Source organism: Microvirga sp. GCM10011540, from assembly GCF_042650665.1.
In the GTDB taxonomy this organism is placed as follows: Bacteria; Pseudomonadota; Alphaproteobacteria; order Rhizobiales; family Beijerinckiaceae; genus Microvirga; species Microvirga lenta.
The window spans coordinates 1-20,025 of record NZ_JBHSBQ010000114.1 but is presented as its reverse complement, the minus strand read 5'-3'; the positions used below and the strand labels follow the sequence as shown (position 1 = coordinate 20,025).

Sequence of the window (20,025 nt, the reverse complement as noted above, 5' to 3'; positions counted from 1 at the left end):
CCCAAGCGGGTCGTGCGGGCATTCTGATGCGGGTTGTTCATCTCTCAGGTCCATCGGTAATCGTGTCGCAACGACCACCTTCAGGCCCTCAGACGGGATGAACAACCTCCTCAGATCTCACAGCTAGACGGGGGCATGATCCAGACCGGACGTTCTCAAGTCGTCCGACGACGGAGTAATATTGAATGCCACAAGGCGCGCGCTGTGCGACTGCGCCGAGTGACTGACGTCGAAGATCGTGATGGCCGCCGGCGCGACGGGCGAAAGGCTCGATGGGGCCAAGCCGACCAGCACGTCGCAGGCGGCCCTGACCACGCCCTCGTGGGCGACCACGACCACGTCGCCGTCCGACCGGTCGACGGCTTCGCCGATCGCTACACCGACGCGCTCGCGGAACTGCCCCCACCCTTCTCCGCGCTGCGGCGTGTAGGACCCGAGCCGCCAGTCGCGATAGGCGCCCTCCTCTGATGCCTCAATCTGCTCGATCCACTTGCCCGTCCAGTCGCCGAGATCCATCTCGCGCAGGCGCTCGTCGGTCGCGAAGCCGGCGAAGCCGAGAAGCTCCGCCGTGTGGCGCGCCCGGGTGAGATCCGAGGACACAACGTGGCCCGGGGCGGGACCAGCCGCGAAGAACCTCGCGGCTTGCCGCGCCTGCTCAATGCCACGCGGTGACAGCGGAGCGTCCGCATGCCCCTGCAGGCGGCGTTCCGCGTTCCACACGGTCTCGCCGTGACGCACAAGGATCAATCTCACGGTCTAGGTCTCCAGACTGAAGTCAGATGCTCACGCGGCTGCGGCGTTCGCCACGATGGGCAGCAACTCGGACATCGTGTCGATCAGGAGGTCCGCGCCGAGTTCCGCGTGAGGCTTGTGGCTGTAGCCGTAGGTGACCGCGAAGGCGCGCACGCCGGCCGCCCGGGCCGCCTGCACGTCGTGGTAGTTGTCGCCGACCATGAGCGCCGACTCGGGCGCCACGCCCAGATGCTTCAGCGCCGCGAGGATCGGGGCCGGGTGCGGCTTGCGCTCGGGAAGGGTGTCGCCCCCGACGACCGCGTCGAAATAGGCCCGCAGCCCGAGCGCCTGTAGGATGTCGATGGTGGCCGCGTAGGGTTTGTTGGTGACGACAGCCAGCGGAAGCCCGAGACCACGCAGGCCCGCCAGCGTCTCCACGACGCCCGAATAGGCCTCGGTGTGATGGGACGCATTGGCCTCGTAGATTTCGAGGAAGCGGGCGACGAGCGCAGGAAGGCGCGACAGGTCTCCTCCCGTGGCCGAGAGGGCCCGCTCCACGAGTTTGGCCGCCCCGTCGCCAATCATGGACTTTGTCTCCTCGAGGTCGATCTGCCGGAGGTCCTCCTCCGCGAGGAGGACGTTCACCGCGTCCCTGAGGTCGCGCGCGCTGTCCACGAGGGTTCCGTCCAGGTCGAAGATGATGGCTTTCAGGGACGACATGCGGTCCTACTAACGCTTGCTGAAGGGGGTGACAACGGCAGAAGGGATGCCTTCTCTTCCGCCCGAGCGCGGGCTTGTGCGACGTGGCGCCTCAGGCGGACAGCCAGAGCGCCGAGCGCAGGGAGAGGCCGATCTCCAAGGCGGAGCCCGGCTGGTGGAGCGACTCGCCCGAGTGGAAAGGCGTGTCGATGGAGACCTCCGCGGCACCGATCTTCACCCCGTAGCGCAGGGTGGAGCCGAGGAACTCGCTATGCACGACCGTGCCCGGCAGCAGGACGTCGCCCGCTCCTGTCCTGCCCAGGGACGCGTGCTGCGGCCGGAAGACGAGCTTGGCTCCTTCCGGCACGACCACCTGCGCCGGAATCGGCAAGCGCACCCCGCCGTAGATGTCGAAGAAGCGCTCGCCTCCCTCGCGCACCACGCGGCCCGGCAGGATGTTCGCCGTGCCGAGAAAGCCCGCCACGAACAGATTGGCAGGCTTCTCGTAGAGTTCCATGGGCGTGCCGACCTGCTGCACGATACCGTCGTTCATGACGGCGATCCGGTCGCAGATCGTGTTGGCCTCCTCCTGATCGTGCGTGACGAAGATCGTCGTCAGGCCCAGCCGCTGCTGCAGATCGCGCAGTTCCCGCCGCACCTGCACGCGCATCTTTGCGTCCAGGTTCGACAAGGGCTCGTCGAGGAGCAGCACCTTCGGCTCGATAGCGATGGTGCGGGCCACCGCGACGCGCTGCTGCTGACCCCCTGAGAGTTGCGACGGGCGCCGGTCGGCGAGATGCGCCAGCCCGACGAGTTCCAGGGCGGCCGCAACCCGCCGGTCGATCTCCGCCCGCGGGACCTTACGCTCCTCGAGGCCGAAGGCGACGTTGCGCTTCACCGTCATGTGCGGCCACAGGGCGTAGGACTGGAACACCATGCCTACGTCGCGCTTCCAGGGCGGCAGATGCGACACGTCTCGGCCGCCGACCAAGACCTCGCCGCCATCGGTTTGGTTGAACCCGGCGATGAGGCGCAGCAGCGTCGTCTTTCCGCACCCGGACGGGCCGAGGAAGGCGAAGAACTCGCCGGGCCGGATGTGCAGGTTGATGCCTTTGAGAACATGGTTGGCGCCGTAGGACAGATCGACGTTGCGGATGTCGACAGCGACGGCGTTTGCTCTGAGATCGGGAATGGGACAAGGCTGGTTCATGGGTGTCATTTCCTCGGGCGCGGACGCGATCAGCGCCCGGCCGCTTTTGCCTTCTGGCTTTTCTCGATGATCAGATGGGACGCGAAGGTGCACAGCGCGACGAGCAGCACGGCGATGACGCCCAGCGCCGCCCCCGGACCGCGCCCGGCCGCGGACTGCATGAACACGTAGAGGCCGTAGGCGAGAGGCGCGTCCGCGTTCGACTGGACGAGCATCAGCGTCGCGGAGAGCTCCACGGCGGCGGTCGCGAAGCTCGTCACAAAGCCCGCCAGGATGCCGCCCGCCATGAGGGGCAGCACCACGCGCCGCACCGTGCGCATCTTGGTGGCGCCGAGATTCTCCGCAGCTTCCTCAAGCGAGACCGAGATCTGCTGCAGGGCCGCGTAGCAGGCGCGCAGGGCATAGGGCAGGCGCCGGATCGCCAGCGCCAGCACGATCGTGATCCACAGGGTGGCGAGTGGCGTGCCGTCGGGAAGCTGCACGCCGTAGAAGGTCCGCAGATATCCGATGCCGAGCACGACGCCCGGAATCGCCAGGGCCGCGGTCGCGGCCCAGTCGAGCCACTCGCGGCCGATGAGCTTCGTCCTCAGCACCAGATAGGCGATGGCCGTGCCAAGAACCACGTCGATCAGGCCCGCGATGGAGGCATAGACAAGGGTGTTCTTGACGTACACGAAGCTCTCGCCGAACACGCGGCCGTAGTGGGCCAGGGTGAAGCCGTCGGGCAGCGGGCTGAAGGACCAGATGGTCGCGAAGGAGAGCAGCAGCAGCCCGATATGAGGCGCCAGCACCAGCAGCAGGATGAGCAGCACGGCCGCATAGGCGAGTGCGCTCTCCCAGGGGCGCATTTTGCGCTTCGCCAGACCGCCGCCGCCCCGCTGCACCGTGGCATAATCTTTTCCACGCATGGCGCGCGCGGAGATCCACATGGCCAGGATCGACATGCAGATCAGTACGACGGAGATCACATACCCCATGGGGTCGGCGATGCCGATGGAAGTGACGCGCAGATAGGCCTGCGGCGCAAGCATATCCTTGACGTTCAGGAGCAGCGGCGTCGCGAGATCGTCGAAGACCTTGACGAAGACGAGCGACGCGCCGGCGATATAGCCCGGCATGGCGAGCGGGAACACGATGCGGCGGAACAGCCGGAACCCAGAGCTGCCGAGATTCTGCGCCGCCTCCTCCATGGCCCTGTCGATGTTGCGCAGGGCGGCCGAGAGATTGATCAGGATGAAGGGGAAGTAATGCACGGCCTGAACGAAGATGACCCCGTTCAGCCCTTCCATGAAGGGGAGCTTGATGCCGAACCAATCGTCGAGAAGCAAGTTCACCGTGCCGTTGCGGCCGAACAGGAGAAGCATCGCGACCGCGCCGACGAAGGGCGGCATGATCAGCGGCAGGAAGCCCAGCGTCTGGACTAGCATGGCGCCGCGGAATTCAAACCGGGTGGTGATGTAGGCGAGCGGGAGCGCGAAGACCGATGCGACGACCACCGCCATCGCGGACACGTAGACCGAATTCCAGAACGAGCGGATGAACAGGTCCGTCCGGGCGAAATCGAGGAAGTTGACCAGGGTGAATTCGCCCGTCCCCTTCTCCGTGAAGGCGACGAAGATCACCGTCCCGACAGGAATGATGAGGAACAGGGTGAGGAAGACGGCGATCGCGAGCGCGAGGGCGATCTGCCCTGGCGTTGCCGACAGTTTCAAGATATGCCTGGAAGACCCGGACGGCGCATGCGCTCGTGCGGCGGTCGTGGCGCCAGCCATGGACGCTCTCCTAAAATCCGAAAATTGCCTTTGCGGGCGGCTTGCCGGTGCAAGCCGCCCGCCGGAACGATCAGCGTGCGAGCTTCAGGGCCTGCTCAGCCTTGGCCTGGGCCTGCTGGTAGCGTTCCTTGGCGATGGCCGCCCATTGCTGCTCGAGCTCGGCCTGGCGCGCGCCCTTCTCCTTGCCGCCCGTGAAGGCGCCGACGATCTCGGGCGAGGAGGCCTGCTGCTCGGTGACCGGCATGGCGGCCACGAGGTCGCGGGCCTCCTTCACCAGGGCTTTGGCCTCGGCGTTGTCGTTCTTGGCGATCGCGGCCTCGGCGTCATGGATGGCCTTGGTGGCGGCCTTGAGCGCGTCGAGTTGGAACGTCACGGTCTGGTCGTAGAGGACGTCCACCACGTTCGTGCGCTTCTCGGACACGTCCACGTCGAACTTCACTCGCGCCCCCAGGGACGGATCCTTGAACGGGTTCGGGTAATTCGCCGGAGCCTTGGCGTAGACCGCCGGATTCACCGGCAGACGGCGGATGCTCGGCTCGAGCAGAACCTCCTGACCGGCGGGAGAGACGAGGTAGTCGACGAAGGCCTCGGCCCCAGCCTTGTTGGGTGCGTTGGCGACGACCGCGACGTTCGCCGGCACGATGGTCGTGACAGTGGGGTATACGAACTTCACCGGGAAGCCCGAGGCCTGGGACGAGAAGGCAAAGAAGTCGATCACGATACCGAAGCCGACCTGTCCCGAATTGACCGCCTCGGGCACACCGAAGGAACGCTCCGTGATCTGGCGGAAGTTGCCGGATACTTCCTTCAGTGTGCGCCAGCCCTTCTCCCAGCCCTCGCCCTGCAGGATCGTCTCGATGGTGAGGTGCGTCGTGCCGGAGCGCGAGGGCGCCGCCATGGCGACGTGGTCAAAATAGACGGGCTTGGCGAGGTCCTGCCAGTCCTTCGGCTCTGGCAGCTTGTTCGCCTTGGCGTAGCGGTCGTTCCACATGATGCCGTAGCCCGAGGCCGCGAAGCCGGAATAGAAATTCTCGGGGTCGTTGATCGGATAGGAACCGATCTTGTCCGGAATGCCCTCGGCCTTCGGCTTGTACTTCTGGAGCAGGCTCTTGCCCTTAAGAACCTCGAAGGCGTCCGGAGCCGAGGCCCAGAAGACATCGACCTGGTTATTGGCCTTCGTCTCCTCGACGAACTTCACGCCCGCGTTGGTGTTGCGGTTCTGCACGTCGAGGGTCACGCCCGGATGCGCCTTTTCGAAGGCCTGCTTGAACGGGTCGGTCACGTCCTTGGAAAACGAGGTCACGACGGTGACCTTGCCGGACTGGGCGAAGGCGGCGCCCGCGAACAGGGCTGTGCCGATCAATGCCGCTGCAGCGACAGAATTGCGAAGCATCAGTTTCCTCCAACTGGATGGCTCTTGGCTTGGGTCCGCGTGAAGGCGGCCGAAAAGCCTCATGCAACAATCGTGCCAAGCTTGACCGCGAGACTTCGCGATTGTTTCGAGGTGGGATTCTCAAACGCAACGCCCGAACGGGCGGCCGTCCGGGGAAAGGACGGTAACCCTCCCCGCCCCCATGGGTCAGATGCGTAACATCAGGTCTCTATCTCTCCCGTGCGGCCAAGATCGTATTTCTTCATCTTCAGGTAGAGGGTCTTGCGGGTGATTCCGAGCGCCTCGGCGGTGGTGCTGACGCGCCCGCCGAAGCGCGCGAGGGTTTCCTCGATGACGCGACGTTCGGCGATTTCCATCTGCCGTTCGAGGGTCGGGGCGCCAGGGAGGCTCGGCTCCGCTTGGGGCGGCTCGTCCTCGTCGAGGCCGAGGAGATACCGCTCGGCCGCATTGCGCAGCTCGCGCACGTTGCCAGGCCATTCCTGCTGCTGGAGCCTTTCCAGGAAAGACGGTTCGAGCGCGGGCGCCGCCCTCGCCTGGCGGGCGGCCGTGAGGTGGAGGAAATGGCTGAAGAGCACCGGCACGTCCTCCCGCCGCTCACGAAGCGGCGGGAGGCGGACCGTGACGACGTTCAGCCGATAGACCAGATCCTCGCGGAACGCGCCCCTCCCGGCGAGTTCGGTGAGATCCGCCTTGGTGGCGGCGATGACCCGGATATTGACGGGAATCTCCTTGTTCGACCCGAGCCGCTCGATGGTTCGCTCCTGAAGCACCCGCAGCAGCCGGATCTGCGCCGTCATGGGCATGGACTCGATCTCGTCGAGAAAGAGGGTGCCGCCGCTCGCATGCTCGATCTTGCCGATCCGCCGCTCGCGAGCCCCGGTGAAGGCGCCGGGCTCGTGACCGAAGAGCTCGCTCTCGATCATGGTCTCCGGCATCGCGCCACAATTGACCGCCACGAACCGCCCCTTCCGCCGACGCCCGAAATCGTGGAGCGCGCGGGCGGCGACCTCCTTGCCGGTGCCTGTCTCTCCGAGGAGGAGCACGTCGGCCTCGGCCTCCGCCAGAGTACGAAGGATGCGCCGCAGCCGCTCGATGGCGGCGGAGCGGCCCACGAGCCGGCTGGTGATGGAATCCTGGTCGGCGGCCCCTGCCCTGAGGGTCCGGTTTTCGAGAATGAGGCTACGATGTGCGAAGGCGCGCCTCACCGTCTCGACGAGCCTCACGGGATCGGCCGGCTTCTCGATGAAGTCCCAGGCGCCGGCCCGAACGGCTCTGATAGCCATCGGCACGTCGCCATGGCCGGTCACGAGGACGACCGGGATTTCGGAATCGATCGCGCGAACCGCATCGAGAAGGTCGAAGCCGTCGAGCCCGGGCATGCGGACGTCGCTCACGACGACAGCCGGTAGAACGGGCGACAGGATGTCGAGCCCGACCGTGGCGGAGGCGCATGCGGTGACGTCGAACCCATCGAGTTCCAGCGTCTGCCGATAGGCGTCAAGCACTTCCTGATCGTCGTCCACCAGGACGACCATCGGCTCTGCACTCATGACCGGCTCGCCGCCAGATTGATCACGAACGTCGTTCCCGTCGGTCCTGTCGTTGCCAAGATCAAGTCTCCTCCGAAATCCTTCACGATGTTGTACGACATCGACAGGCCGAGTCCGAGCCCCAGGCCGGCGGGTTTGGTGGTGAAGAACGGGTCGAAGATGGCGCCGCGATGCTGCTCAGCGATGCCCGATCCGTTGTCTGCCACGGCCAGGCGGACGCGGCCCTTTTCGGCTTCGGCGCGGATCTCGATGCGCCGCTCGGCCTGTCCCTCGACTGCGTCGAGCGCGTTCGAGATCAGGTTGACGATCACCTGCTCCAGCCTGACCTCCTCGGCCAGGACCGCCAGGGGAGCATCCGGAAAGCCCATCCGCACCGTGACCTTCTCTTCGTCTAGACGCTGCTCGAATAGGCTTAAGCCCCCTTCGACGACGGCCCGGAGATCGACCGCGTTGAGGGCCGCGGCAGGGCGACGGGCGAAGCGCTTGAGATGCTTGATCAGTTCCGCCATCCGGGCCGTCAGGCCTTGAATCCGGTCCAGGCTCGCCCTCGCCTCCTCTGGACGCCCGCGCTGGAGCAGCACGGTGCCATTGTAGGCATGCGAGCGGATCGCCGCGAGGGGCTGATTGAGCTCGTGGCTGATGCCAGCGGCCATTTGGCCGAGCGCCGCAAGCTTGGCGGCTTGGACCAGGTCGTCCCGCGTCTGCCTGAAGACGGCGAGCGCCTTGGCGAGATCGCCGAGCTCGTCGTCGGTGGGAGGCGGCAGGACGGGCATTGTGGGGCCGCTCGCGATGGTCGTCGCCGCAAGCGTCAGCCCCTGGAGCCGCACGACGAGATTCCTGCGGACGTAGAACCAGCCCACCGCGATCGTGATGGCGAGGGACGCGACGGCGATGGCCAGGAGGAGATTGCGCCCGATCACGATGGCGTCGGCGGAGCGCTCCGCCGCCTTGCGCGCGATGGCTTCCGTGCGGCTGACCTCCTGCGATACAAGCACACCGAGGTGGGTGACGAGGCGCCGGTTTTCGGCGAGAAGCGCCTGCGCGTCCGCGATGGCTTTGAGCTCGGCCCGCTTCACGGCCGCGAGGCCCGATGCTGGATCGGAGGCGGCCAGCAGGCGCGCCGCGATTTGGCTGATGGTGATCGTGTCGGTCCAATTGGCAAGCGCCTTGGTCTCCAGGTCGAGCTGATCCGTCATCTCGCCGAGGAAGTTGCTCGTCTCTTGTAGATCCTCGACCGTCGGAACGGTTCCGAGCCGACCCAGCAGACCCACGATCAAGTTGGCATGGGCATTGATGGTCAGGAGCGCTTCGCTCTTGCGGCTTTCCTCCAGCAGCGTCCTGCGCCCGGCCTCGGCCGCCTCGCCCGGCGCGACCCTGCCGATGGCCGATTCCATATTGAACCGCGCGTCATCAATGAGCGGCTCGATCTCCTCGATCAGATCGGCTTGCAGCCATCGCAGCTCCTCGCCGATCTCCCGCGAACGCTCATGCAGGGGAAAGCGCCGGTCGGCGACCCGGTCGATGGCCTTGAGGTTGGCTTCGATCCCGTCCGTCACCAAGAGAAGCTCGGGCGATAGCGAGTGCTCGTCGTTACGCTCGGTGAGGACGGACCGGAGCACGGAGAGGCGTTCGACGAGGATCTGGCGAATGCGGTCGTAGGCTTCGCGGCGCTCCGCGACCGCGAGATCGGGCGTGCTTGCGATCACGCTCGCGCCGGCTTCCGCGAGGCGGGCCGAGAAGGCGAGAGCCGGGAGATGCGCCGTCGCGACGGAATTCAGCTCCTCGCTGAGGCGGGCATAGGACAGCCACCCCACGATGCAGGCGCCGACCGCGAGCCCGCCCACTCCGAGAAAGGCGACGATGAGGCGTCCGCCAATGCCGAGCCGCATCTGCCGGATCATGGCCGCACGGCCTCGGGGCCATGCGCGTCTCGATCCGGATTGCCCAATCCTGCGGCCGCATCGGCCAGAGCGCGTGCGGCTGTTTGCATGTTCTCGTCTATCCGCGCCTTGATGCGGGCCTCGAGCCGGGCCTGGGGCTCGGGCGTGGGGACCCCGCGCCGTACCCGCACGAGGGCGCGCCAGCGCTCCAGCTCCATGGCCTCCGCGCCGCTCAGGGGCGGCCGGGTCAGGGCGCCGCGCGCATCGCTCACCAGCCTTGCCAGATCCGCGTCGGTGCGCTCCGACAAGGCGGTTTCCAGCGCACGCACAGATCGCCACATCCGTACCAGCTCGGATCTCCGGATGGTGATCATCTCGTCGAAGATGATGTTGACCAGCTCGTAGCGGGCGGCCGAGAGGCCCGCGTCGAATAGGCCCCTGGCGAACAGGCCATCGCGCTGGAACGGATTGCCCTCCGCCGTGCCGCCGGCCGGATAGACGGCGGGAGAGATCGGCAGCCGCGCGACCGCCGGACCCAGCAACAGGGCCTGCCCCTCGGGGGACAACACGAAATCGACGAACAGTTCGGCGCCGCCCCGGTTGGCCGCATCGGCTAGGATCGCGATGCTGGCGGGCACGAACAGCGTCTCCTCCGGAAGGGCGAAGCGGGTCGACCCCTTCGGCATTCCCTCCGGGTTCGCCAAGAAGTCGATAGTTGGGCCGAGCCCAAAGCGCCCACGAGCGACCCCGGCCGAGACGCCGAAGCTGCGAGCCGTCACGGTCGCGAGATTGCCGCCGATCTCGGACCAGATGCCCCACCCGCGGTCCCACCCGTGGACCTGGAGAATGGCCTCGACCATGAGGTGCATCGTGCCCGACCGCGACGGGGAGCTGATGCCGATGTGCCCTGCATAGATGGGCGCCGCGAGGTCGCTCCACCCCCTGGGCACCGGCAATCCTCTCGCCTTGAGATAGTCGGGATTGTACACGAAGCCGTAGCCCGATAGCGCGAAGCCGAGATAGGTCAGGTCCGGATCGTTCACCGGATAACCGGCGATGAGCTCCGGCGCTCCCGTGGGGCGGGGCTTCGATACCGCCAGTCGGCCCGCCCGCTTCAGGATCTCGAAAGCATCCGGCGCCGAGGCCCAGAAGATATCGGCCCTGTGCCTCTCGCCGACGATGTCGGCCACCGCCGTCGTGGTCTTGCGCTGCACGAATTCGATGGAGATCCCGGGATGGCGCCTCCCGAACGAGCTCTGGAACGGCTCGAGGAGCTGCGGCGGGAACGACGTGAGGACGCGCACCTTTTCAGCCGCGGCGGCAGTCTCGACTCGGACTGCCTGAGCAAGCAATGCAGCAAGACAAATGAAGAAGGTGCGAAGCATGAACAGATGCAGCGTCCAGGGATAGACGCATCATAGGCCTGAGGCAGACGAGACGATCAAGTCATTCTTTAAGCCCTGACGCTGATCATTGCGTGAGATTGGAAAGGTCGGGCCGATCATATTAGCCATCTCTTCGATAGCTTCGTTGAGGGTCTTCTCCGTCAGGAACGATCATCTCCCGTGAGGTGCCCATCTGGAGAGCATGAGGAAGTGTGGGGCAGATTTGTAACGGGTTGGCTGCACAACGTTTCAAGCCCAACGAAACAATGCTGCGGGATACCCTCATTTGCCGAAACGCACCCCATCCGAATCCAAGTCTCCTGATCCTTCTCCAACTCCGAAGATCCTGCAGTTCAAGGTCTGGCTGATCGGGCTCAGCCCCATGATCTGGCGGCGAGTTCAGGTGCCAGACGGCCTAACGCTGCGGGAGCTGCACGGTGTCATCCAAGTCGTGATGGGCTGGGAGGGCATCCACCTGTTCCAGTTCATGCTCCGGGCCAAACAGTTCAGCCCTATGGAGTCGGCGGCCCGGTCTCCGGATGTTGCACTGTCCGAGCTTCGCCTCCGCCAAGGAACCCGTTTCCGCTATGAGTACGACCTCAATGGTCCCTGGGAGCACGAGGTACGCCTCGAGAGCCGGCATGGGGCTGACCCTCAGAGGACTTATCCCATTTGCCTCGACGGGGATGGATCCTGCCCGCGCTGGGATCCCACTCCTGATCTGGAAATGCGCTTTGGCTACGGATCCTACCCGCGCGTGCTCGATACGCTCTCCGCCTGGCTGGACGGCCGGACCTATGTGGCAGGCGACCGCTTCACGGCCGCCGATGTCCTCCTCGCCAGCCATCTGCAATGGGGCCTGATGACGGGCCTGATCGAGAAGCGCCTCGCCTTCGAGGCCTATATCGAGGCGCACGTCCATTTAGTGAGACGTTTGAACTGGATGTCATCCTGCTGGCCGAGATGGCGGGACGACACTTGTTCTGCTCATCAAAGCTGAGCCTCGATTGCCGTCTTGTCGATCACCGACCAGACCTTTTTTATCCTACCTGCCTCGAACTCGTAGAAGACGTTTTCCGCATACGACTCAGTGCGGCGATTGACCGGAAGATCGAGAAAGCTGCCCTTTGGCGTGCATTCGAATTTGAGGCGGGCGGCAATTGTCGGTGGCTCGCAAACTACCAACTCCGCGTTGAACCGGAGATCGGGTATTTGCAGGAAGTCATTCTCCAGCATTGCCCGATACCCTGCTAGGCCGAACGGGCGGTCGTTACGGCTTACCTCGTCATGCACGAACTCGCCCAGACGCGACCAGTCCTGCGCGTTCAGGCAGTCGAGGTAGGCTCGGTAAATTGACCCGAGATCGGCGCTGGTCGTGTTTGTCTCTTTGGTCATGTGAGTAGACAAAGGTGGCTAATAGAGAGTTGAGGCTACGCAGCGTAGGCCAACCTCTTGGCTCGATGATTTTTCCGTCTAAGGAGCGGTGAGTTTCCGCACGTCAATTCGACGTCCAACAGCCAGAACGCGTATCTCGAAATGATCAGCCTGCGTTACATCGCGAATATTCGTGGGCCGATGCGCAACGATGTTGGTTCCTCCCCGCCGCCGCAAACTATCGTAGATGATGCCGGCCTCACCTGCACGACGGATCGCTTCTCCCAATTGTTGCGAGGCCTCGTAGCGATCAGGCGCATAAACATCGGCGCGCTCGGCCTGTTGGCCGCGAATGTCCATGTAGATACCATGCAGTCGCGCTGAATAGCTTCGATAGACCCGTGTTAGTTCCGGAACGCTTCGTGCCACAGCCTCGCGTCGGAGGTGATGTCCGACCTCGGCTACCGCCGTTTCGATTTCGCTGGCAGCATACCAGGCCCCGAGGTCGGGCGAGTTGAACCGCATGCCTGTGGGACTGACATGCAGGAACGCCGCCATCACGATACTTGCGTTCGGTCGGCCATAAACCCATTCCTGTGGAGGAAGGCGGGCGATGCGGCTGGCCACCAGCCGGTCATTGGTCCACCCGACCAAGTCCATGACCGCCGATAGATCGGCAGGCGTTGCAACCGTGTCGAACAGGCCAATGGGCGGAAACTGGGACGGGATCAGGCGATAAGTCGGATAAGGTGCTTCAGCGACGTTGGTCACGAGAAGTGGATATCCTTATCGTCATAGGGGATGAAGTTTCGGTCTACCTCATTGGGCTCCATGTAGAGGCCACCGCGGGCTGCATCGAGGAATCGCCGTACGGTCAGGAGACTGTCCTGGGTGCCGTCAATCATGAGTTCGATCGGCGGGTGACCTCCGAACACCGTCGCCTGGTGAGGACCACGGAGCCATGACAAGCCCTCCTGTTCCGTTGCGAAAAGGATTCGCAGCGCTTGGTAGATCCCGAGGAATGCCGAGATCCGGGTCAGAACATCGACGTCTAGGGTGAACTCGACATGTTCACGGGCCTGTTTGGCCCACTTGTGGTAGGTCGAACGCGGCGGGTACCCGAGAATCCGGAGGCGCTCCTGCTCGGTCAGACCCCATAGGTCGGCTATAGCCAGGAAGGTACGCATACCGGGAGCGCTCAGGCGTCTGCGATTGGCTGGCTCAAAGCGCGATTGCTCCAGGTGAGGGAGATCCTGTGATGCAGCATCCGTTTGGTTTTTGAGGGGCTGTGCCATGACGCTACCTGTGTGTCCAAATATAGACTATATCTCTTTCAGGACATAATGCAATCTCGGCACGGAAGTTCATCCCAATCGATGCAACGATAGTATATAGCATTTCGATTGCCATTCGCCTTAGCCTCGGCATCGACCTGAGCCGGAGCGGGGCCGCCGCCGCAGCCCGACGAGGCCGTCGCCCTACCAACCGGAAGGTTTGTTGAGCACACGTCGGTCTCCGGCAAGACAAGATGGATGCCGTCCGCCGCAGCAAGATCGCTGGCGAGGGCAGCCACGACGGACCGGACCTGCTCGTATTCAGTGAGCAACAGGAAGCCGACGATGACCCCGCTGATGCTAAGAGTTCGCTAGCAACATCATGTGCGTAACGGCAGACGGCCCAAGGGGCCGTACTCGATGCCGATTTACAGCCTGCATGCGGAATCCCATGGCGCATCCGACGAGATGAGCGGTTTGGGTGAGGAGAGAGAGTTGGATGAAAGGAGGAATAACGAAAATCCCGAAAAGTGCGCATCGCGCGACAAGAGTCAACAGATCGATCTGAGACCAAGTCCAGGATAGGACAGGAGCTGTGAACAGTTCCGAAGAGTGGGCGCTAGGCAGGTGCCCACGACGCAGTATCGCGTCTGCCCCGCGGGATCCTGCGGCGGGCCGAATGCTCCTGCATGCCGCTGATGCGGCCGCTGGCCTGTGCCAGCGCCCCGATGCTCTAAGCCAACCAATCAATTCAATCGCAAAACCAGAAAGGGAGATACCCCTGTCGGATGGACAGGGCCTGCTGGTGCTCGCCCTGAGGCGAGCAATCATCTATGCCACCGCTTGGCCAAAGGCTGTTGCGGTTATTTTGTTTCACTCGCCTCCCAAGGGAGGCCCTGCATTGGAAATGAGGTTATTGTGTCTACTTGCAAGACCTACAGCGTCGGCGAGATCGTTCGCCAAGCCGTCATCTTTGCCCTCACCCTGCCGCGTGAGGGTCATCCTGTCACCCCAGGCTGGGACGAGCGCCTGCACGATATCGTCGATGGCATCACCGCGCCATCGCCGTCCAATTCCGGTCCCCCAGTCGATGAGCCAAAGCCAATGGGGAATCGCTATCCTGGCGTTTGGCGCGACGTCATCATCTCCCTGGAGGACGGCTGCGCCTATCGGCAGCTGTATACCCACCTGCGCGATCTGGGCCTCACCCCCCACGAGTACCGCCAGAAGTGGGGTCTGCCGGAGGACTATCCGATGATGGCCGACGACGAGAAGGCGCGGCGCGGCTTTGCCGCCCAAGAGCCGGCCTGCAAACGCCGCTTCAGGGGCCGGCCACGCAAGCGGCGGGATTGAGAGCTTCCCGTGAGGCACGGGACCCTGCACTCTCCTGTAGGTCTGGGGTCCTGTCATTCCCCTGGGGACGGCCGCCAGAATAACCGGTGGCGCCAAACGAGGTCGTGCGTTGGCGCTGGTCGCGACTGCTGTGGCCCTTCATCCTGCCGCAGGAAACGACGGCGGCAACGGACCCGCCATTGCTAGTGATCACGTCGCACTGTCCCGCATTCGTGCGGGGGCGCCGCGGCACTCAGGCGAAACTGGGCCCCGGCACACGCCAATCCGGCCCGTCTTGCCGACCAACTCCATACTCGATCTGCTGCCTGAGCCAGCGCCGCCGAAACCCTGAGCGGTTTGGCCCAGGCGCGTCTGATCCTTGCCACTCCGAGCAGGCCGCAACCGATGGCTGCTCGATGGCCTGGGAGAGCGCAGTCCCGTGACCTTCAGGGGATCAAGGCTCTCGATCCAAGACACGAGACGCCTGAGCCAGGGCCTGAGCTAGCACCAGAAAAGTCTGGCGAAGGAAGCGCCCGGTCAAATCCCAGAGAGGACATTCCATCATGCGGTCCAGTGGCAGAAACGACGTGGCTGGGCCGAGCCCATCATTCCCAAGCGGGCAGGTGCGCAAGGACACGCCGCCGCCCTTCTCAAGCAATCTTACGGAGATCAATATTGTGACGACTTCTCATTCACCCACCCTCACCGAGCAGGAATTCGCGAGCGCGATCAGATTCGCGCTCATCGCGCAAGATGCCGTGGCCAATGCCATCGCGCGAGAATTCGTGCGGCGCACCACATCGCGTCCAGCCGATTGGCCGGGCGGCGTTTTCCTGCTGGCAGGGCCCAATCAAGACAATGCTCACCTCATAATTGCCGGGTGCCTTGCGGAAGTGCTTCCAGCCCCTGCCGCCGCATTCAACATGGAATTGGGCTGGGGGGCAGGACCTCTTCCTCTTCAGATCGACCTCCATAGCCAGTAAGGCCACGACCCTGGTCGACCGCGTGAAAGCCCATCCCGGATCGCTCGTCGTGCTCACAGCCATCGAGAAGGCAGATCCACAGGTCCTCGCGCAGCTTGAGGAAGCTTGGCAAAGAGGTACTATCCGCAATCACCTGGGTGAAGACATTTCGATCGCCGGCACCACATTCGTGCTGACGACGGATCTCGCCAGTGACGAGATCGGACAGCTCGCCCGCACCGAGAGCGATCCTGACCGGCTTTACATCGAGTGCCTCAAGCTGCTGCTCGATGCCGGCTTTTCCGCCGCCGTCCTGACATACGTCGACCGCGCCTTCTGCCTGCGCTCCAATACTGCTGGGGAACTCGCCCGTGATCATCACCGGCATCTTCAGGAGTGGGTGGCAGAGTATGGATTGCACCTCGAGGCGGGGGCATTGATGCCCGGATCCTGCATGGACCCGCCGAATGGCCCCTACGCGACGGAGGATGGCGTAAACTGGAGTGATCTCGACCGCAAGGTGAGCAAGGCCAAGACGAAGAGAGCCTCTGTGGTCAGGCTCGTGTTGGGCGAAGACAGCATCCTGGTCGTTCCGGCTGGGAAGCCCGTGGCGCCTGAGCCATCAACATTCCCTGCCTCGGCAGAGGAGGGGAGTTCCCCTGAGACCGCGGGAGCGAAGCCATGACGAAACAGGATCTCAGCCTGGAGGCACGGCTTGAAGCCCATGCCCTTCTGGACCGGCTCACTGCGCCAGGTCCGACGTGTGCGCGCGAGGACGCCCTGCGCCTGATCGAGCTCATTCCGGTCCAGGCGAGCCGGCGCCTTACATTCACCGGGGTTCTCACGGGGTGCGGGCCGGGCATCCGCGGACGGGCTGCCGGTGTCGGCGATGTCGAGATCGAAGGCGAGCGGGAGGGAGAGGCAGGTGTCATGGAACACCCCCACGACGCACAGGATCGGCGGGTAGGTTGTGGTCCATACGGCAGGCCAGATCAGCAACGAGCTCATGTGGGCAGAGACCCGCCAGGACCAGTCGGGCCAAAGCGGCGTGCTCGACTACGATGCTGCCACGGGCGAACAGCTGGAGATGCGGATTTCGGTTCAGAAGACGCTGACCCTGCTGTTCATCAGCCCGGCCTATGTCACGTATGTGCCGTGGAAGAAGCCTGCAGGTAGAGGCTGATCCTTCCAACGGCCGGACCCACCGCTCAAGAGTTCCGCATCGATCATTGCCTTGGTCGTCACCGGCGTGCCGAACGGCGTCATGCACCTGACCGGGGCCTTTCGCATGATTGATCTGACCAACGTCGGCTTCAAGACGTTCGACGGCGTCCGGCACGCCTGCAACCTTGAAGACCGGTAATCTGCTCGGCGAGATGAGCCGCCTTGCTGTCACCGCAGTTTCCCTGGTTTATCGTGCGTCAGCCAATTCTTCATCTGCAGGCGAGGGGCGAGAAGGTCCCGGTCGTGACGTGCGCGGGCGCGATGCCCTCTTCTTGGCGGGTGGCTTGCGCTTAGGCGCGTTCCCGTGCCACCAGCCCTGCAAACTCCAGGCGCCAGGGCCGGTGACAAGATAAAGCAGAAGGGCAGCGATGGTCCCGAGTTGAGCGATGAACAGCGACTGCTCCATCTGACGGGCTGCTCCTTCAAGCTCCCAGAAACGATGCATGATCCCAGTTGCGATCACCGATGCAGCGACGAGGGCGCTGGCGCTCAGCCGCGGGGCAAGCCCGATGACGATAGCTAACGGACCGACCACTTCCGTCAGGGCGATGGTGGCCGCCATGATATCGCCATAGGGGATGCTCTTTGCGGAGATCCTAGCTGCGAAGCCCGAGATGTTCGACATGTGTGCAACGGCTGGTGGGGCAAAGCTCGCCGCGACCAGCAACCGTCCTGCGAGCAGGATACCGTTCGTCATGTTCATCGGCCCGCACTCCCTTCTGCAGTCTTCTGATTTGGGACGGCGGCTGCTCAGAAGAATCGTGCCGTCACAGCGCACGATGTGAGGCAGAGGCCGTTAAGAGCAGTTTAAGTCCTCGCTCATCGCGCGCTTGCCGACGTGTTGCTGCCCGCTAAAACCAACAATTCAACAGCAAATGCGTTAGGGGAAGGAAATGGGGATCGACAAGGAGCAAACGTCTACCGGAGTTCTGGAGCCATCCTCTTGTCACCGGACAAGGCTTCTTAAGCTTGGGGCGAGGCAGTGCCGGTTCATCGTGGGCGAGGACGTTCGCAACGCAGTCTGCTGTGGCGCGCCGACCGAGGAGGGCTCGAGTTGGTGCGCTTGGCATCGCCAGCTCGTGTATATCCCGCAACCGGGAAAGAGCCATCGGCTCGTCCGGCATGTCTTCGAGTCCGTATGACTTGTTGGCCGCATTCCGCATTTTGCGGAACTCCACTGGAGTTCAAGCTGGTTTACTTGCCCGAGTGCGTGAATTTCGGCCTAACCGGAAAGGATTCGCTATGGTGCCAAGCCGACGCCATAAGGTCCAGCGAACTCCCAGAACCAGTCCTGATCAAGATCGGTTACTCGCTGCTTCTCCTCTACGGGTGTAGGTCCATTATCGAAGAGTGCGTAGCAAAGTGCTTCGTTATCGTGGCGCGCATAATAAGCGATGCCGTCTGCCTCGACAGGGTGATTGTGGAGCGACGCGGACCACGCTTGGGGAACATCGTAGGGCAAACCACCATGCACCAGCTCAGCGGTCGCCCCAAGGCGTGCGAGCCCTGGCCCACCGAGCTTGATAAACAGGAGCGGTCGCGTAACCTGGAACTTGACGTAGGCCTTCCTCGCAAGCAAGTCCGAAGGAATTAGACTGCGTCCCGGTTCCCTGAGGAAGGTTTCGGCCAAGGCGCCTCGAACTTCTTTCGCGGTGTAGAGCACTCCGTATGAGCCATCAGGCGCATTGAGGCGGCCATCGCGGCTGCGATCGAAATAAGGCAGGTCGTATGCCGCCGTGAAGAACCGGTGCATAATCTCCCCAGCCTCTAGCGTGATGAGTACCGGATCCCTCGGGGCGAGATCCGGTGGCGGGAGTGGCGCGCTCACGATCCCTGCTGACCCAACTGCCGGGCAGCGTCAACGACGAGGTCGATCTCGCCAGCTTTGAGAAGATCGATAGGCTTACGTCCATTCAACCGCGGATCGGGACGAATGAGGAAGTTCAGGATCGCCCACGGGTTCGCGGTCGGGAGGGTATCGCGCACAGCCTTCAGGCCAGGGACAACCTTGCCGTCTTGGGTAAACTGGACGGTTGGGTATGCCCGCCGGTTACTAGGACCAGGCACGGCTAGCAGGCTGCCTTCCCGAACCTTGCGGTCGATCATCTGCCGGGAGATGCCGTTCATCAGCACCCCGACTTGGTCCAAGTCGTATGCGCCGCCGGATTCCCTTAGATTGTCCTGTGCAATCTGAACGCCTTTCAGGAGCGCCTTGGCACGGGCGCTAGGTTCGAACGCCGACCCGTCAATGGAGGCCTTCTTCGGAGCCGGACGCGAACGGCTTCGCTTCCGGCTCGGGCGGTGGTTTTGGGACTCTATGACGAGATCAGGGATGCGTTGAACTCGCCCCGACCCCAGCCGCTGGAGCTTCTTTTCAACGGCAGGACTGGAGGGAATAAACGCGACGGACACGCCGTCCGGCAGGTTCTTCATCTCAGAAAAAATACGCGCCGGATCGCCGACCATCTTAAGGGTGGACGGAGGACTGCATGAGCGACTTTGGCCGCGGGTATCGCCGCACCTGTGTCCGCCGCTTTAACTGTATGTCCGTGTTGCGAGCCATAGGCTCCTCCCGAACCTGAAAGATGGGACCCGGGCGTATATCAAGGTGCGCGGGCGTTGGACGTATCTCTACCGCGCCATCGATAGCCATGGTGATACGGTCGAGTTCTGGTTCAGCGAGCGACGCAGCCTGGCAGCGGCCAAGCGATTCCTGCGAAAGGCGCTCAATCGCCATGCACGGCCCGAGCGGATTGTCATCGACGGCAGCCAGACGAACAGAGAAGCCATTCTATCTTGCGATACGACAAGTCGGCTCCGAGAGCGATCGAGACGCAAGCTGAAACCAATCCAGATCCGGCAAAGTGCCTACCTCAACAATCGCATTGAGCAGGATCATCGCGCCGTCAAGCGGCGCATTCGACCGATGCTCGGGTTCAAGTCGATGGCGTCCGCTCGGACGATCTTGGGCGGCATCGAGATAGTTCACATGATGCGGAAAGGACAGGCAAAGTATGCCCGCCGATTGCCGCTATCCCTCGCCGAGCAGTTTCACCTGCGCGCCGCATAGGCCCGGGGCGAAGCGCCTGCTCCCTCCTCATCCTTGCTCCGGGTTTGCGGCATGTGTGGACGCCCCGTGTGACGCAAGAAGAATTTTCAGGTTTGATGCAGCGCGTGGTCAGGGTCTGACATGTGTGCGGCCTCTGATGCGGCCGTTCACATGCCGCGGGCCCGGATG

The 20,025-nt window shown here is 63.6% G+C and carries 21 protein-coding genes and 1 pseudogene; 8 read left to right on the top strand and 14 right to left on the bottom strand.

From position 1 onward, the window contains the following. Positions 1-123: 123 nt before the first annotated feature. The 8 genes from ACFOYU_RS16835 to ACFOYU_RS16800 form a co-directional block, all read right to left on the bottom strand. On the bottom strand, positions 124-753 hold the full coding sequence (locus ACFOYU_RS16835; protein WP_377034493.1) for a histidine phosphatase family protein: 630 nt from the start codon (positions 751-753) through the stop codon (positions 124-126). A gap of 30 nt (positions 754-783) precedes the next feature. Continuing rightward, the gene (gene gph, locus ACFOYU_RS16830) at positions 784-1,452 is read right to left on the bottom strand and encodes a phosphoglycolate phosphatase (protein WP_377034492.1); all 669 of its coding nucleotides are present in this window, start codon (positions 1,450-1,452) and stop codon (positions 784-786) included. 91 nt (positions 1,453-1,543) lie between these two features. After that, positions 1,544-2,641: an ABC transporter ATP-binding protein gene (locus ACFOYU_RS16825; RefSeq protein ID WP_377034491.1), complete on the bottom strand. Its 1,098-nt coding sequence runs from the start codon at positions 2,639-2,641 to the stop codon at positions 1,544-1,546. 29 nt (positions 2,642-2,670) lie between these two features. Continuing rightward, entirely contained in the window at positions 2,671-4,413 is a 1,743-nt protein-coding gene (locus ACFOYU_RS16820) for an ABC transporter permease (protein ID WP_377034490.1), read from the bottom strand. Positions 4,414-4,483: 70 nt separating this feature from the next. Then, positions 4,484-5,806 carry an ABC transporter substrate-binding protein gene (locus tag ACFOYU_RS16815; RefSeq protein WP_377034489.1) on the bottom strand — a complete coding sequence of 441 codons (1,323 nt, stop codon included), beginning with the start codon at positions 5,804-5,806 and terminating at the stop codon, positions 4,484-4,486. A 200-nt stretch (positions 5,807-6,006) separates the two neighbouring features. Beyond that, the gene (locus ACFOYU_RS16810; RefSeq protein WP_377034488.1) at positions 6,007-7,356 is read right to left on the bottom strand and encodes a sigma-54-dependent transcriptional regulator; all 1,350 of its coding nucleotides are present in this window, start codon (positions 7,354-7,356) and stop codon (positions 6,007-6,009) included. After that, entirely contained in the window at positions 7,353-9,245 is a 1,893-nt protein-coding gene (locus ACFOYU_RS16805) for an ATP-binding protein (RefSeq protein ID WP_377034487.1), read from the bottom strand. Before ACFOYU_RS16805 ends, ACFOYU_RS16810 begins: the two co-directional genes overlap by 4 nt. Before the next feature lie 8 nt (positions 9,246-9,253). Beyond that, entirely contained in the window at positions 9,254-10,621 is a 1,368-nt protein-coding gene (locus ACFOYU_RS16800) for an ABC transporter substrate-binding protein (RefSeq protein WP_377034486.1), read from the bottom strand. Between the two features lie 286 nt (positions 10,622-10,907). Here ACFOYU_RS16800 and ACFOYU_RS16795 point away from each other — a divergent pair, with 286 nt between their 5' ends. Then, positions 10,908-11,621 (top strand): glutathione binding-like protein, encoded by a 714-nt coding sequence (locus ACFOYU_RS16795; RefSeq protein WP_377034485.1) that lies wholly within the window; start codon positions 10,908-10,910, stop codon positions 11,619-11,621. Here the strand turns inward: ACFOYU_RS16795 and ACFOYU_RS16790 are convergent. From ACFOYU_RS16790 to ACFOYU_RS16780, 3 genes are all read right to left on the bottom strand, one after another. Then, positions 11,612-12,016, bottom strand: coding sequence for an ester cyclase (locus ACFOYU_RS16790; RefSeq protein WP_377034484.1), 405 nt, complete (start codon positions 12,014-12,016; stop codon positions 11,612-11,614). The two genes, ACFOYU_RS16795 and ACFOYU_RS16790, sit on opposite strands and share 10 nt — an antisense overlap. A gap of 78 nt (positions 12,017-12,094) precedes the next feature. Continuing rightward, positions 12,095-12,766, bottom strand: a complete 672-nt coding sequence (locus ACFOYU_RS16785) for an RES family NAD+ phosphorylase (protein WP_377034483.1) — start codon at positions 12,764-12,766, stop codon at positions 12,095-12,097. Next, a complete protein-coding gene (locus tag ACFOYU_RS16780; protein ID WP_377034482.1) occupies positions 12,763-13,290 on the bottom strand; it encodes an antitoxin Xre/MbcA/ParS toxin-binding domain-containing protein in 528 nt (175 codons plus the stop codon). Before ACFOYU_RS16780 ends, ACFOYU_RS16785 begins: the two co-directional genes overlap by 4 nt. An 897-nt stretch (positions 13,291-14,187) precedes the next feature. Here ACFOYU_RS16780 and ACFOYU_RS16775 point away from each other — a divergent pair. The 5 genes from ACFOYU_RS16775 (at position 14,188) to ACFOYU_RS16755 (ending at position 16,926) form a co-directional block, all read left to right on the top strand. Then, a complete protein-coding gene (locus tag ACFOYU_RS16775; protein WP_377034481.1) occupies positions 14,188-14,622 on the top strand; it encodes a MucR family transcriptional regulator in 435 nt (144 codons plus the stop codon). A gap of 602 nt (positions 14,623-15,224) precedes the next feature. Continuing rightward, complete coding sequence (locus ACFOYU_RS16770) at positions 15,225-15,584, top strand: hypothetical protein (protein WP_377034480.1); 360 nt, start codon at positions 15,225-15,227, stop codon at positions 15,582-15,584. Positions 15,585-15,606: 22 nt separating this feature from the next. Beyond that, positions 15,607-16,248: a hypothetical protein gene (locus tag ACFOYU_RS16765; protein ID WP_377034479.1), complete on the top strand. Its 642-nt coding sequence runs from the start codon at positions 15,607-15,609 to the stop codon at positions 16,246-16,248. A 285-nt stretch (positions 16,249-16,533) separates the two neighbouring features. Beyond that, the gene (locus tag ACFOYU_RS16760) at positions 16,534-16,746 is read left to right on the top strand and encodes a hypothetical protein (RefSeq protein WP_377034478.1); all 213 of its coding nucleotides are present in this window, start codon (positions 16,534-16,536) and stop codon (positions 16,744-16,746) included. 51 nt (positions 16,747-16,797) lie between these two features. Next, on the top strand, positions 16,798-16,926 hold the full coding sequence (locus ACFOYU_RS16755) for a hypothetical protein (RefSeq protein ID WP_377034477.1): 129 nt from the start codon (positions 16,798-16,800) through the stop codon (positions 16,924-16,926). A 48-nt stretch (positions 16,927-16,974) separates the two neighbouring features. Here the strand turns inward: ACFOYU_RS16755 and ACFOYU_RS16750 are convergent, their stop codons facing one another. Then, positions 16,975-17,490 carry a DoxX family protein gene (locus ACFOYU_RS16750; RefSeq protein WP_377034476.1) on the bottom strand — a complete coding sequence of 172 codons (516 nt, stop codon included), beginning with the start codon at positions 17,488-17,490 and terminating at the stop codon, positions 16,975-16,977. 190 nt (positions 17,491-17,680) lie between these two features. Here ACFOYU_RS16750 and ACFOYU_RS16745 point away from each other — a divergent pair, with 190 nt between their 5' ends. After that, complete coding sequence (locus tag ACFOYU_RS16745; protein WP_377034475.1) at positions 17,681-17,929, top strand: GcrA family cell cycle regulator; 249 nt, start codon at positions 17,681-17,683, stop codon at positions 17,927-17,929. A 98-nt stretch (positions 17,930-18,027) separates the two neighbouring features. On the opposite strand, the gene ACFOYU_RS16740 is transcribed toward ACFOYU_RS16745, so the two are convergent. Both ACFOYU_RS16740 and ACFOYU_RS16735 read right to left on the bottom strand, forming a co-directional pair. Continuing rightward, positions 18,028-18,540 carry an RES family NAD+ phosphorylase gene (locus ACFOYU_RS16740; protein WP_377034474.1) on the bottom strand — a complete coding sequence of 171 codons (513 nt, stop codon included), beginning with the start codon at positions 18,538-18,540 and terminating at the stop codon, positions 18,028-18,030. A gap of 71 nt (positions 18,541-18,611) precedes the next feature. After that, positions 18,612-19,253, bottom strand: a complete 642-nt coding sequence (locus ACFOYU_RS16735; protein ID WP_377034473.1) for a hypothetical protein — start codon at positions 19,251-19,253, stop codon at positions 18,612-18,614. A gap of 133 nt (positions 19,254-19,386) precedes the next feature. Between ACFOYU_RS16735 and ACFOYU_RS16730 the strand changes: the two are divergent. Further along, positions 19,387-19,857: pseudogene (locus ACFOYU_RS16730) on the top strand (IS6 family transposase); the annotation flags it as partial. Positions 19,858-20,025 lie beyond the last annotated feature (168 nt).